13 protein-coding genes are annotated in these 13539 nt (G+C 62.8%); 7 read left to right on the top strand and 6 right to left on the bottom strand.

Annotation, left to right across the window (positions count from 1 at the left end; all coding sequences use genetic code 11):
* The first annotated feature begins 21 nt into the window (after positions 1–21).
* From trpD to ACYU8T_RS03205, 4 genes are read left to right on the top strand one after another with little or no spacing between them, the layout of a single operon-like run.
* Positions 22–1014: an anthranilate phosphoribosyltransferase gene (gene trpD / locus ACYU8T_RS03220; protein WP_461158494.1), complete on the top strand. Its 993-nt coding sequence runs from the start codon at positions 22–24 to the stop codon at positions 1012–1014.
* Entirely contained in the window at positions 1011–1802 is a 792-nt protein-coding gene (gene trpC, locus ACYU8T_RS03215; protein WP_461158493.1) for an indole-3-glycerol phosphate synthase TrpC, read from the top strand. The genes trpD and trpC overlap by 4 nt, the downstream gene beginning before the upstream one ends.
* A complete protein-coding gene (moaC, locus tag ACYU8T_RS03210) occupies positions 1799–2269 on the top strand; it encodes a cyclic pyranopterin monophosphate synthase MoaC (RefSeq protein ID WP_461158492.1) in 471 nt (156 codons plus the stop codon). The genes trpC and moaC overlap by 4 nt, the downstream gene beginning before the upstream one ends.
* A complete protein-coding gene (locus tag ACYU8T_RS03205; protein ID WP_461158491.1) occupies positions 2266–3444 on the top strand; it encodes a molybdopterin molybdotransferase MoeA in 1179 nt (392 codons plus the stop codon). Before moaC ends, ACYU8T_RS03205 begins: the two co-directional genes overlap by 4 nt.
* Positions 3445–3499: 55 nt before the next feature.
* On the opposite strand, the gene ACYU8T_RS03200 is transcribed toward ACYU8T_RS03205, so the two are convergent.
* The gene (locus ACYU8T_RS03200) at positions 3500–3655 is read right to left on the bottom strand and encodes a hypothetical protein (protein ID WP_176502205.1); all 156 of its coding nucleotides are present in this window, start codon (positions 3653–3655) and stop codon (positions 3500–3502) included.
* 151 nt (positions 3656–3806) lie between these two features.
* Between ACYU8T_RS03200 and lexA the strand changes: the two genes are divergently transcribed.
* Positions 3807–4478 carry a transcriptional repressor LexA gene (lexA, locus tag ACYU8T_RS03195; protein ID WP_097091969.1) on the top strand — a complete coding sequence of 224 codons (672 nt, stop codon included), beginning with the start codon at positions 3807–3809 and terminating at the stop codon, positions 4476–4478.
* Here the strand turns inward: lexA and ACYU8T_RS03190 are convergent.
* Positions 4439–6547 carry a ComEC/Rec2 family competence protein gene (locus ACYU8T_RS03190; RefSeq protein WP_461158490.1) on the bottom strand — a complete coding sequence of 703 codons (2109 nt, stop codon included), beginning with the start codon at positions 6545–6547 and terminating at the stop codon, positions 4439–4441. The genes lexA and ACYU8T_RS03190 overlap by 40 nt on opposite strands.
* Positions 6548–6649: 102 nt before the next feature.
* Here ACYU8T_RS03190 and gltX point away from each other — a divergent pair, with 102 nt between their 5' ends.
* Positions 6650–8113 (top strand): glutamate--tRNA ligase, encoded by a 1464-nt coding sequence (gltX, locus tag ACYU8T_RS03185; RefSeq protein WP_461158489.1) that lies wholly within the window; start codon positions 6650–6652, stop codon positions 8111–8113.
* Between the two features lie 10 nt (positions 8114–8123).
* Positions 8124–9410 (top strand): citrate synthase, encoded by a 1287-nt coding sequence (locus ACYU8T_RS03180; RefSeq protein WP_097092843.1) that lies wholly within the window; start codon positions 8124–8126, stop codon positions 9408–9410.
* 61 nt (positions 9411–9471) lie between these two features.
* On the opposite strand, the gene ACYU8T_RS03175 is transcribed toward ACYU8T_RS03180, so the two are convergent.
* The 4 genes from ACYU8T_RS03175 to ACYU8T_RS03160 all read right to left on the bottom strand — a co-directional run bounded on the left by ACYU8T_RS03175 (position 9472) and on the right by ACYU8T_RS03160 (position 13539).
* Positions 9472–10854 (bottom strand): sensor histidine kinase, encoded by a 1383-nt coding sequence (locus ACYU8T_RS03175; RefSeq protein ID WP_247230796.1) that lies wholly within the window; start codon positions 10852–10854, stop codon positions 9472–9474.
* Entirely contained in the window at positions 10854–11945 is a 1092-nt protein-coding gene (locus tag ACYU8T_RS03170) for a DUF2336 domain-containing protein (RefSeq protein WP_461158488.1), read from the bottom strand. Before ACYU8T_RS03170 ends, ACYU8T_RS03175 begins: the two co-directional genes overlap by 1 nt.
* 46 nt (positions 11946–11991) lie before the next feature.
* The gene (locus ACYU8T_RS03165; protein WP_461158487.1) at positions 11992–13158 is read right to left on the bottom strand and encodes a hypothetical protein; all 1167 of its coding nucleotides are present in this window, start codon (positions 13156–13158) and stop codon (positions 11992–11994) included.
* Between the two features lie 78 nt (positions 13159–13236).
* Positions 13237–13539, bottom strand: a complete 303-nt coding sequence (locus tag ACYU8T_RS03160) for an Hpt domain-containing protein (protein WP_201514614.1) — start codon at positions 13537–13539, stop codon at positions 13237–13239.

Below are 13539 nucleotides of genomic sequence, written 5' to 3'. Positions count from 1 at the left end.
ATCATGATTAAGGCAGGCGCGATGACCCGCTTGCCTGATCCCGCTACGCCGTTGAGCACAACCGAGGCTGCACGCGCCTTTGATCTTCTGTTCGACGGCGCCCTGCCCGAAGAGGACATCGCAGCCTTTCTCGTCACCATGGCGAAGCGCGGCGAGAGCGCCACGGAAATCGCCGCCGCTGCGCGCGCCATGCGCGCCCGCATGATCCCGGTCACTGCCCCCCCCGGCGCAATCGACGTCTGCGGCACTGGCGGTGACGGGCATCATACGCTCAACGTCTCCACTGCCGTCAGCCTCGTCGTCGCCGCCGCTGGCGTTCCTGTCGCCAAGCATGGCAATCGCGCAGCCTCTTCGAAAGCCGGAGCCGCCGACACGCTCGAAGCGCTTGGCCTCGACCTTGATCGCGCCGCCGACACAGCGGAAGCCACGCTTGGCGATCTCGGCATCTGCTTCCTCTTTGCGCAAAAACATCATCCCGCGCTCAAACGCTTTGGCCCGATCCGCAAAGCGATCGGCCAGCGCACCATCTTCAACCTGATGGGGCCGCTCGCCAATCCGGCGGCGGTCCGCCGACAGCTCGTCGGCATTGCCCGTCCCGCCTATGTGCCCATCTACGCCGAGGCGCTGGCCGAATTGGGCGTCGATCACGCCATGATCGTGTCGGGTGACGAGGGTCTGGACGAACTGTCGCTCGCGGGCGGCAATGACGTCGCGGAAGTCACCGCGCAGGGACTCGTCGCCATGCGCCGGCTTACCGCTGCCGACGCTGGGCTTCCCACGCATCCCGTGGAAGCCATTCGCGGCGGCGACCCTGCGCACAATGCCGCTGCCCTCCGCGCCCTTCTTCAGGGCGAGCAAGGCCCCTATCGCGACGCCGTCCTTCTCAACGCCGCCGCAGCGCTGCTTGTCGCGGACGCCGTTGCGGACCTGCGCGAAGGCGTCGAGGAAGCGGCCGAAACCATCGATCGCGGCCTTGCCAATGCGCTGCTCAACTGCTGGATTGCCTATAAATGACGAACAAGCTGATCGAAATCTGCGACACGAAGCGTGAGGAAGTGGCCCGCCGCAAGGTTGCCACAACCGTCTCAGCGCTTCACGCCCGCGCATCCGAACAAACGCCTCCGCGTGGTTTCCGGCAAGCTCTCGACAGCGCCGCACGTTCAGGCTTCGGCCTCATTGCCGAGATAAAGAAGGCCAGCCCCTCCAAGGGTCTCATCCGCGAAGATTTCGACCCGCCTGCCCATGCCCAGGCCTATGCCGCCGCAGGCGCCGCCTGCCTCTCCGTCCTGACGGACGAGCCCTATTTCCAGGGCCATGACGACTATCTCATGGCCGCCCGCTCCGCCTGCGCCCTGCCGGTCCTGCGCAAGGATTTCATGGTCGACCCCTGGCAAGTGCTGGAAAGCCGCTCGCTAGGCGCCGACGCCATCCTCATCATCGCCGCCGCGCTTGATGACGGCCAAATGGCAGAGATCGAGGACGCGGCACTCGGCCTCGGCATGGACGCGCTGGTGGAGGTGCACGACGCGCATGAACTGGAGCGCGCACTCAAGCTTCGTTCACGGCTGATCGGCGTCAACAACCGTGACCTGCGTGACTTCAGCGTAGACTTCGCTCGTACCTACGAACTGGTCGGCCAAGCGCCGGAAGGTTGCACCTTCGTTGCAGAGAGCGGCTTGGGCAGTCATGCGGATCTCGTCGCCATGTCCGAACATGGCGTCCGCTGCTTCCTGGTGGGTGAGAGCCTGATGCGCCAAGCCGATGTAGAAGCGGCGACCCATGCGCTGCTGACCGGCGCATGAGCAAGCTCACCCATCTTGATGAAGATGGATCGGCCCATATGGTCGATGTCTCGGCAAAGGAAATAACCTCCCGCGAAGCGATTGCTACGGGTCATATCGCCATGAGCGCCGAAGCATCGGCCGCCATCGCCCAGGGCCTCGTCAAGAAAGGCGACGTGCTCGCTGTGGCTCGCGTCGCAGGCATCATGGCGGCGAAGCGGACCGCAGACCTCATTCCCCTGTGTCACCCGATAGCGCTGACGTCCGTCTCCATCGATTTCGATCTTGAGCCACAGGGCGTCACGGTGACGGCCACTGCGAGAAGCGCTGGACAGACAGGCGTTGAGATGGAAGCACTCACCGCCACCTCCGCAACGCTGCTCACCATCTACGACATGGCAAAGGCCCTGGATAAAGCCATGGTTATCGGCAACGTTCGCTTGCTTGCCAAATCGGGCGGTAAGTCGGGCGACTGGCGGGCCCCATGAGCCTGCTCCCGGTCGCGGAGGCTCAGGCTCGCCTGCTCGCGCTGGGCAGCCGCCTGCCAGAGGAAGAAGTGACGGCATCTGCCTGTGCAGGCCGGTGGCTGGCACGCGATATATTTGCCCTGCGCGACCAACCCTGGGCCGATCTCTCCGCGATGGACGGCTACGCGATCAGGGCAGCAGAATGGCCCGGCCCCTGGCGGATCGCCATCGAAAGCACGGCGGGAGCAGCCCTTCCCCCGGCACTGGCGGCCGGGGAGAGCTGCCGCATTTTCACCGGCGCGCCACTTCCTCCCGGAGCGGACGCCATCCTGATCCAGGAAGATGCCGAGCTTCGCGATGGACTCCTATATCCGCGCGGCGACGTGCTGAAGGCAGGGCGGCATGTTCGAGCCACCGCGACGGATTTTTCCGTGAACCAACGGCTCCTGTCAGCCGGAGCAGCGCTCGGCCCAGCCCAGATCGCGCTCGCCGTCCTGGGCGGACATGGAAGCCTTCCGGTCGGCGCCAGACCCCGCGTCACCCTGATCTCCACCGGCAATGAACTTGTCCCCCCCGGAGCGCCCACCCCGCCCGGCTGCCTCCCTTGCTCAAACGCGCCCATGCTTGCTGCGATGCTCGGCGCCATAGGAGCGGAGGTGATCGACATCGGCATCATCCCCGACGACCTCGAAGCATTGACCAAGGCGCTGGAAAACTCCGCCAAGGCCGACATCATCCTTTCGACCGGCGGGGCGTCGGTTGGTGATCATGATCTGGTTCGCCCGGCCTTTGCCGCAGCGGGCGGCAGTCTCGATTTCTGGAAGATCCGCATGCGGCCCGGCAAGCCTCTGATGGCCGGAAAGCTCGGGCACAGCATCTTCCTTGGCCTGCCCGGAAACCCCGTATCCGCTTTCGTGACCGCCACGCTGTTCCTGCTGCCGCTCGTCCGCCACCTGGCCGGTGCGGCGGATCCGCTCCCGCGCTCCGCGATCGCATCACTTGCAGCGCCGCTTCCGGCGACGGGCGAGCGCGATGATTATCTCCGCGCCTTCCACACTGCCGATGGGCTGGTGTCGGTCACCTCGCAGGACAGCGCTGCGACCGCTGCGCTCGCCCAAGCGGAATGCCTTATCGTGCGGCCCGCAGGTTCGTCCCCGGCAACCGCCGGAGAGCAAGTCACCATCCTGCCGCTTTAGCAAAGAGAAAGGGGCCGCGACGCGACCCCTTCCCATGCTTCAACCAATAGGTCGATCAGCGCTGCTGCTTGCCTTGTCCGCCTTTGTCCTTGTGGCTTTCGCCCATCTGACCCTGACGGTTTTCCTGCTGCTGCTGACGGCCGCCCTGGCTGGAACGGTCGCCACCCTGCTGGCGGCGCTGATTGCTGTCCTGGTTGTTCTGGTTCGCCATCATTCTCTCCTATTCACCCTCTTTAGGAAGGCGGCTATTGAACGGCTGTGACGCAGGTCCGTTCCTTTCGTTACGCTTGGCGCAAGCCGCTTGACTCGCCCCCTTCCGTTTCCTATGCGTTCTCCATCCGTTCCATGGAGGACAAGCGGGCATGCTGACGCCTAAGCAACAGGAATTGCTGAGCTTCATTCAAAATCGGCTCGAGGAAGGCGGTGTTTCGCCTTCTTTTGAGGAGATGAAGGAAGCTTTGGACCTGCGATCAAAATCCGGGATACACCGGTTGATCAATGCGCTGGAAGAGCGCGGATTCATCCGCCGCCTGCCAAATCGCGCACGCGCACTCGAAGTGCTGAAGCTGCCCGAAGCGATGAACCGCGCGCCCAAGGCCGTCTCTCCGCCCAAGCCTCAACTGGCTGCAAAGCCTCCGATCGCCGCAAATGACGTGATCGAAATTCCGCTGCACGGCAGGATCGCGGCGGGTGTTCCGATCGAAGCCATGGAAGGACAGAATATGCTGTCCGTTCCAGCGGCACTGCTGGGTGCTGGGGACCATTATGCTCTGGAGGTCTCCGGTGACTCTATGGTCGACGCAGGCATTCTCGATGGCGATTTCGCGCTGATCCAGCGGACCGAAGTGGCTCGCGAAGGCCAGATCGTCGTTGCCTTGATCGAGGAAAGCGAAGCGACGCTCAAATATTTCCATCGGCAAGGGCCGAAGGTCAGGCTTGACCCGGCGAACAGCGCTTATGAAGCGCAGATCTACGATCCCAAGCAGGTGCGCATTCAGGGCAAGCTCGCGGGATTGCTGCGGCGATATAATTGATCGGACTTGTGGCGGGACGGTAAGTAGGACGGCTGCACAACCCACGGATGTGCGTCGCCCGCCTTCTTGGCAGTCCGTACCGTCCCTCCATCAAGATCGATTGCCAGCCCGCCCGTGCGCGCCAACATCCGCCGGTCCGCTTTCAGCCAGCGCGGACGGCACCAGGCGGGCAGGCGGCGATCCGCGATAACTATGTCCGCGCGCGCACAGTCCCGTTGCAGGCTTTCCCTCGGAACGACGACGCCTGTCCTCGTTACCAGCAACTGCCACAGGCGCCCTCCTCCCCTGATGGCGACCAGGCAGAGGTCAATCGAACAGCGCGCTTCGGGCAGTGCCGCGATCGGGCTCAAAGTCCCCTCATAACCTGCGCTCTCGGCGATCATGTCCCGGACATAATCGCCTGCCCGCTCACGCAGGATCGCCATGCTGCCATCCTGCTCCCGCACCGCTACATGCCGTCCATCAGCCGTGACGAGAATGTCCGGAGGTGAACTCAGCACAATGACGGCGACGCCCGCGGCAACGGGCACTAAACCACACCAGCGCCAGGCATTCCGCCAGAGCAGGCACCAAAGCCCGCCCAGCACCATCATCCCAAAAACAAAGTTTGGAACGACCGGCGCGGTAACGACCGCCCACGAACTTGCCGCCACGCCATGGGCGATCATCAACAGCAGTTCGAGCGCTCGGCCGGTGAGCCACCAAGCCGGAGCGCCCAGACCCGCGACGTCCAGCAACAAGGCGATCGCTTCAAGCGGCATCACGACAAAGGTGGTCAGGGGAATAGCGATGAGATTGGCGAAAGCGCCCAACACTCCCGCCTTGTGGAAATGCGCCAGCGCGATCGGTGCGAGAACCAGTTCCACCGCGAAACCGGAAAGAAGGAGTATGACCAGGTGCCGCATCAATCGCCGAAACCCTGCCTCCTCCCGAGCCGCCGCAAAAGCGCGGAAGCGAGGATGCTCACTCAAGGCCACGAGCGCGATCACCGCCCCGAAGCTCATCTGAAAGCTGGGGCCTACCAAAGCTTCTGGCCACAGCAGCAGAACAACTAACGCTCCGGCAGCTATCAATCGCAGCGTGATTGCCTCGCGGCCAAGCGCAAGCCCGCCGAGCACGAGCAGCGCGGCAACACAGGACCGAACCGTCGGAACCTCGGCCCCGGTGAGCAGGGTATATCCAATCCCCGCCAACGCCCCGCCTGCCACCGCGACCAGCATCAACGGCCAGTTCAATGCCGCACGCGGGCTGAGCGCCATGATGCGCATCAGCAGGAAAATGACCGCCCCGATCAATGCGGTGACATGCAGGCCACTGATGGAAAGCAGATGGGCAAGGCCGCTGCGCCGCATTGCTTCAGCGTCCGCCTCGCTGATCGCGCCCTGATCGCCCGTGGCCAGCGCTGCGGCGATGCCGGTCCCATCGCCGTCCGCCTTCTCCAATATGTGCGCGAACAGGCGATTGCGCAGAGGCGGGCCATCGGTAGATGGACGCAGCACCGTTATGGGCCTCAACGCTCTTCCCGTAGCTCCAATCCCCTGGAAATAGGCGCGGCGCGAAAAATCATATGCGCCTGGTAGGCTTGCTTCGGCAGGAGGCATCAACCGGGTGCGGAATCGGATGATGGCACCTCTGCCAAGCCCTTCAGGCACATCCGCCGCGGCCATGTTCACCCGGATCAGCGGGGGCAGTCCAGCCGTGCCGATCGGTCTTATCTTCACACGACTCATCTGCTCGGCAGGAACGGCATCAACTGTCCTGACTTCGCCGGTCACCTCCATAAAGATCGCGCGGGGCAATGGCGCTGATCCGATAGCCACGGCTTTGCACCAAATCAGCACACAGCCAAAGGCGGCGAGCAAGCCCCCCAATATCATCGATTGGCGCAAGCGACCGCCCGCCGGCAGCATCATCCCGCCACAGGCGAGAGCCAGGGCGCAGCAGCAGAAGCCCAGCCATTCCAATGGATTAGGGAGAGAGAACCAAGCGCCGACTCCTAGCCCCAGGCCGACCGGTATCCACAGCGGAAGCTGTTCGCGCTCCGACTCCAGCCAAGCTTCGACAGCCATGAAAAATCGATGTCCGCCGCCTGTCATAATCCGGGCAACGGACGTTTGTCGTGGCTCAAAAGCCATGCTAGGGGGCGTCGCGTTCATGATTGAGCAAGGCGGATGTCGAGGAATAAAGCGGTGAGTGCAACGGGTTTGAGCAAGCAGGTGGTAACCCGTTTCGCGCCATCGCCCACGGGATTTCTGCATATCGGCGGCGCGCGTACAGCGTTGTTCAACTGGTTATTCGCCCGGCATCATGGCGGCAAGTTCCTGTTGCGCATTGAAGATACGGATCGCGCCCGCTCCACCGAAGAAGCGGTCGCCGCGATTTTCGACGGCCTGGAATGGCTTGGCCTCTCCGGTGACGAGCCCGCTGTTTTCCAGTTCCAACGCTCGCAGCGTCATGCGGAGGTCGCCAACCAATTGCTGGCCGCCGGGCACGCCTATCGTTGCTATGCGACTCCGGAAGAGTTGGCGGAACTGCGCGAGCAGCAGCGCGCCGCGAAGCAACCGATGCGCTATGACGGCCGCTGGCGCGATCGGGATCCTTCCGAAGCTCCGGTCGGCGCGCCCTTCGTCATCCGCTTGAAAGCGCCGCGTGAGGGCGAGACGGTCATCGACGATGCCGTGCAGGGTCGCGTGGTGGTACAGAATGCAGAATTGGATGATATGATCCTGCTGCGTTCGGACGGCACGCCCACCTACATGCTCGCGGTAGTCGTCGATGATAACGACATGGGCGTCACGCACGTGATCCGCGGTGACGACCATCTGAACAACGCCTTCCGCCAGCTTGGGATCATCAAGGCGATGGGTTGGGAAGAGCCTGTCTACGCTCATATCCCCCTCATCCACGGTTCGGACGGCGCGAAGCTTTCGAAGCGGCACGGCGCTCTTGGTGTCGACGCCTATCGCGATGACATGGGGATGCTGCCCGAGGCGGTACTCAACTATCTCCTGCGTCTGGGCTGGGGCTATGGCGACGAAGAAACCATCTCGCGGGAACGCGCGATCGACTTGTTCGACATTGGCGGCGTAGGCCGCTCTCCTTCCCGTTTCGACATCAAGAAGCTGGAAAATCTTAACGCATTCTACCTGCGCGAAGCGGACGATCAGCGCCTCGCGGATCTGGTCTTGCCCCGCGTCGCGCAACGGCTTGGTACAACCCTGGGGGAAGAAGCCCAGACGTTGCTTGCGCAGGCCATGCCTTCGCTCAAGCCGCGCGCCAAGACCCTGAACGAAATCGCCGAGGGTGCCGAGTTTCTGTTCAAGAGCCGTCCTCTGGATTTTGACGACAAGGCAATCGCTCTGCTAGACGACTCGGCGCGCGAGCTGCTTGGGAAGACAGCCGACGCTCTTGATTCCGTCCAGTCCTGGACGATCGAAGCGATCGAGGAAGCGATCCGCCGCGTGGCAGAGGAAGCCGGATTGGGGTTGGGCAAAGTGGCCCAGCCGCTACGCGCGGCGCTGACCGGTCGCACGGTTTCGCCGGGGATATTTGATGTTCTTTTCCTTCTTGGAAAAGACGGGAGCTTGGAGCGGCTCGCGGATGCCAGGCAGGCATCGCCGGCTGTTGGCAATTAAGGAGAACGAGATGTCGGACAATAATGCCACTTTGACGGTCGGCGGCGATGCCAAGGAATATGGCATCCTGAGCGGCTCTGTCGGCCCGAAGGTCATCGACGTTCGCAAGCTCTACGCCAATACCGGCATGTTCACCTATGATCCGGGCTTCACGTCCACGGCCAGCTGCGATTCGGGCCTGACCTATATCGATGGCGACGCTGGCATTCTGTTGCATCGCGGATACCCGATCGATCAGCTCGCTGAACAGTCGAGCTTCATGGAAGTCAGCTATCTGCTGCTGAACGGCGAACTGCCTTCGAAGAAGGATCTGGAAGACTTCACACGCACCATCACCCGCCACACCATGGTGCATGAACAGCTGACCACCTTCTATCGCGGTTTCCGCCGCGATGCGCACCCGATGGCGATCATGTGCGGCGTCGTCGGCGCCCTCTCCGCTTTCTATCATGATTCGACGGACATCAACGATCCGGAACAGCGCAAGATCGCGAGCCACCGCCTGATCGCGAAGATGCCGACGATCGCAGCGATGGCCTATAAATATTCGGTGGGTCAGCCCTTCGTCTATCCGCGCAATGACCTCAGCTACACCGCCAATTTCCTGCGTATGACCTTCTCGGTCCCGGCCGAGGAATATGAGCCCGATCCGGTCATCGTCGATGCGATGGACAAGATCTTCATCCTTCATGCCGATCATGAGCAGAACGCATCGACCTCTACGGTCCGCCTCGCTGGTTCGTCGGGCGCCAACCCCTTCGCATGCATCGCGGCCGGCATCGCTTGCCTTTGGGGTCCCGCGCATGGCGGCGCGAACGAAGCCGCGCTCAACATGCTGCGTGAGATCGGCACCGTCGACCGCATCCCTGAATATATCGCCCGCGCGAAGAACAAGGATGACCCGTTCCGTCTGATGGGCTTTGGCCATCGCGTGTACAAGAATTACGATCCACGCGCGACCGTCATGCAGAAGACGGCGAAGGATGTTCTGGAAAAGCTTGGCGTCAACGATCCGGTGTTCGACGTCGCCAAGGAACTGGAGCAGATCGCGCTCAATGATCCCTATTTCATCGAAAAGAAGCTCTATCCCAATGTGGACTTCTATTCGGGCGTGATCCTGTCCGCGATCGGCTTCCCGACCGAGATGTTCACGGTTCTTTTCGCCCTCGCTCGCACCGTTGGCTGGGTGGCGCAGTGGAACGAAATGATCTCCGACCCCGCGCAGAAGATCGGCCGCCCGCGCCAGCTGTACACGGGTCCCGCACAGCGCGACTATGTGCCGGTCAGCCAGCGCTGATCATCGCAGCTTTGGTGAAAATGGAAACGGCGCCCAACAGGGCGCCGTTTTTGTTTGCGGCTTATTCGCTGGCCGGCAGGGTCAGCATGAAGCGCGCCCCTCCATCAGGGGCATCACCGATGTGAATATCCCCGCCCATAGCAAGCGCCAGCCGCCGAGAAATATAGAGGCCGAGGCCACTACCTCCAGGATCGCTGCGGCCAAGCCGCTCGAATTTGTGGAAAATCCGCTCCCGCATATCCTCGGGAACACCGGCGCCCTGGTCCATCACGGCAATCCAGGCCCGCCCTTCATCGACGCCGGTCTCGATCCTGACTTCACTATCCTCTGGCCCATAGCGCACCGCATTGCCGACGAGGTTCATGAGGATCTGTAAAGCCCGGCGGAACTCGCCTGTCGCGATGGCTTTCTGATCGGGCTCTGGCGAGATGATCCGGATCTTGCGGCTCATAGCCTTGACGAGAAACAGGCCCGCCGCCCGCCGCCCGATGTCGGCAAGGTCCACATCCTCGGTAGCAACGGTAAAATCCAGCCTGTCGATCGCCTGCAAGTCAGCCAAATCGTCGATCAAAGCCATCAGATGGCGCCCGGCCGCTGCGATATCGGACGCGTAACCCGCATAATCCGGCCGCAAGGGACCGTCGAACTGGGCGTTGATGGAATCCGCATTGGCGATGATCCGGCCCAGCGGCTGGCGCAAGGACCTGTCAAGGCGACGTCCGAATTCCGCCGGATATATGACGACGGCCGGTGCAGGCGGCACATGCGGCGCAAGGATGGCCCGATCCAAGGGAAAGGCCTTGCCCCGATAACCCAACAGCTGCCCCGCCAGATCGAACATCGGAAAACCGGACAGGCGGAAACATTGTTCGGGCTCTGCGATCAACGTGGCGATCTGGTCCCGAAAGGCTCGCCGCTGCGCAAAGCCGCGCAAAATGGCAAGGTCGCCTTCCTCGTCAGGGCGCAATTCAAAATAGCTGGTCAGACGGCTGCCGGGCAAAGGCGGTGTCTGTGGCAGAGCGCTTTCCGGCCCAGCACCCTCCAGCACCATCTGAAACCGCAACTGCGTATCGACTTGCCAGGTCCACCCCTCCGAGACCGCCGCAATGTCTGCCTCCCGGCGTATCATGTCCGTGGGCGCCGCTGCCGCGGCCCGCTCGTTCCACTCAATGACGGAAAGCTGCACTCCGTCAGCTTCCGGTTTGGCGCGCACCCACATGTCCACGTCACCCCGCTCGGTGGCGGCGGTGACAGTACGGGACACGGCAATGGAGAGCCGCGACGCCAGCCGCGCCAGCGCCGCAAGTTGAGGAATGGCAAGGACCGCCCCGACATCCGACCCCGCCTCCCGCTGCAAAGCCAGCAACGGTGCATCTGCGCTCAGCAGCAATCCGTTCGCCGCCACGGTAGCGCGGATGATGGCAGGATGCGCCGGCATGTTCATCAGGTGGTGATCCGCCGCAGATGATCGATTTTCGCGCGGAGCGAACGAGGCGCGCGCAATGCATTTACCAAAGCGTCCGCCTGCCCCTCTGTCAACGACTGATACCGTTCTGCCTCGACGATGATGGCAGCGTCGGTCAGTGAAGGCCGTACGGGACGCAGCGCCAGCAACAAATGCCGGTAGTCCGCATCCGAACCGCCGAGCGACCGGCAGAGCGCCGCCAGTTCAGTGATAGGGCCCATCACCAATATGTCCGCCACATGCGCGCCATCCATGCGGAGCCGCCGGGCTGCAAGTGACGCGAACAGCAGGAAGCGCCTCTGGCTAAGGGCTGCCCCCAGCAACTCGGGCATGTCGGCTCGTGATCCCAGGCGCCGCACCAGCCTGTCCGCCGCAGCAATCGGCCCGCGCGTTTCGTCATGTTCGGCCAGCAGCGACCAACCCGCCTTTTCAAAAGCAGGCAATATCTCTCCGGCGTCTACAAGCGAGGTGCGCTGAACGACTGCCATCAAACATGCCGCTGCTGTCCACATGAGCTCGGCATAATGTTCCGCCGGAAGGTCCGGCTGCATCGCGTCATCCTCTCCGCCCAGCGCCAGCCAGCGCCCTTCCGCTATGGCAAGCGCAACCAGCGATTCGGTCACGGCAGGATCATCGGCCGGGAAGAGGATTTCCGCCTCTGTTTCATCCAACCGGTCGTCCGGCTGGCCAAATTGCCTTAGCAGGAGAGTCACGCCAGCGCGCATCTGCATATGGGACAGCAATGCCGGTCCCAGCAACGTCGGTTGGGCGCAGATGGTGGGCCAACAGACAGGTTCAGGATGTTGCGCCAGGATGCTCGTCAGGTCAGGCCGTTCCAGCGCGAATCGCAGCGAATGCTCGATGCCAGCGACACAGCCACCGAGATGGCGGCGTGTTTCCGCCATCAGTGCGTCATGCCGCTCCCGTCCCTCATTGGGAAAGAAAAAGGCCAGATCAATGGCATGACCTACAGGAACGGCGGACATGCCGGCCAGGACGGGAGCCGCAGGCCAACTGTCCGCCGCAGTCGGTCCGGTAAGGAACGAAAAGGCGCTCATGACGGGCAACATAGCTGCACGTCCTTAAAATGCACTAAACCCTATCGCCGAAATAAATTCAGGTCGCTTTGCGTAAGATGATCGCGCCTGCAGAGGCGATCGCGGCCAGCATCGCGACTTCATAGCCCATCATCGTCGCCCCTAGCAGCGTCGTCAGCAACAACAGAACGACCGCGCTGGCAGGCGTGAAGATCATCCACGCCCTGGCGCCCCCGGTCCGTTGCCAGCGATCGGCCAACTGGATGATTGCCAGCAGCAGCGCGAGGCATGTCGCCAACACACTGCCACCGGCCAGCGATATTCCTCCGACGGCGAAGAAAGGAACGACAAAGGCTACCCACCCGGCCGGGGGAGCGCGAAGAGCGAGCTCGTCCAGCCGATCCGCGATTTCGGCAAGCGCCAGTGCCACAAGCAACAACAGAAACCCTGTCGCGGGCCAGAGCAATTCGATCGGCACCAGGGCGATAGCCCCCAACGCCATGGCGGCAACGCGCACCTGCGTCGCGGGAACCTGCGTGCGCATCAAAGCCGGGCTGAACAACCGGGCAGCGGGGCACAGGAGATAATGTTCAGCCAGGCCGCGCACCCTCTTCGCCAGGGATCCGGCGGACATCACCGCCTGTGCGACAAGGTCCGCCTGCGCCTGCCCATCGACCAGCGCGACACGGCCGGTCAACAGGTCATCCTGCGGCACCGTGATCCGCCGTGCGCCATTCTGCACCGCCGCACGCACAAGCGTCAGCGACAGGTCCCAATCGCCGATCATGTCGAGCGTACCGAAAAGCAGGTCAGGACTTATCCGGGCAAGGCCCGCCCAGCGCTGCCCCGCGTCGATCCGCTCGAACGGAGCGCTGGCGCGGCTGTCGTCGGTGACCAGAAGGGCATTGCCATCCCGCTCCGCGATCGCATCGAAATGCCCCTGCGCGATGACGACCCCGTCAGCAACAAGGACGACATCGGCGTCGCGCGGCGCGTCCCGCACCATGGAGACCATATCGCGGATCAAGGCGACAGCGATGCCATCGGCGCTCAACCGATCGACGGCCTGCGACAGGGCGGGCGTAATGACGCTCACCAAGATCATTATCCGGTCTGCCCCGGCCCGAGCAGCCTGCCGCGCCTGATATTCCACCAGCGTCTGGCCCGCAAAGTGCAGGCTGGCGCGAAGTGCGCCCGAAGAATCGCTGGATGCCCGGCTGGCGCTGAGAATGGCGGCAAAAGTCATGCTGAGATGGAACTGACCCGTTCTTGTGTGACCCCGCCTTTTCGCAAGGCTGTTGCCATCACGCAAGCTTGCTGCGGTTCAGCTCTGCTGAAGCCGGTCTATCGCCATCCGCAATTGACGCAAAATGCGCGGATCTCCGGGCGTACAATCCGCCGCCTCATCAGCCAGCGCCATCAGATGGGTGAGGCCAAAACTCGCCGCCAAACCCTTCAGCCGCCATGATGCGACTTCCCAGCCGACATCATTCTGCGCGTTGCGCAGAAGATCGAGTTGCCTCTCGGCACTCTCCATGAAGGCCACACGCAGATCCGCGATCAGTGCGAAATCTTCGCCGACAGCGGCAGCAAGAGCAGCATTCAAGGCGCCAGGATCATAGGACAT

Source organism: Sphingobium sp. TomMM35A (assembly GCF_054771735.1).
Note: the sequence above shows the minus strand (reverse complement) of the source record. Positions and strands in the feature narration are given on the sequence as shown.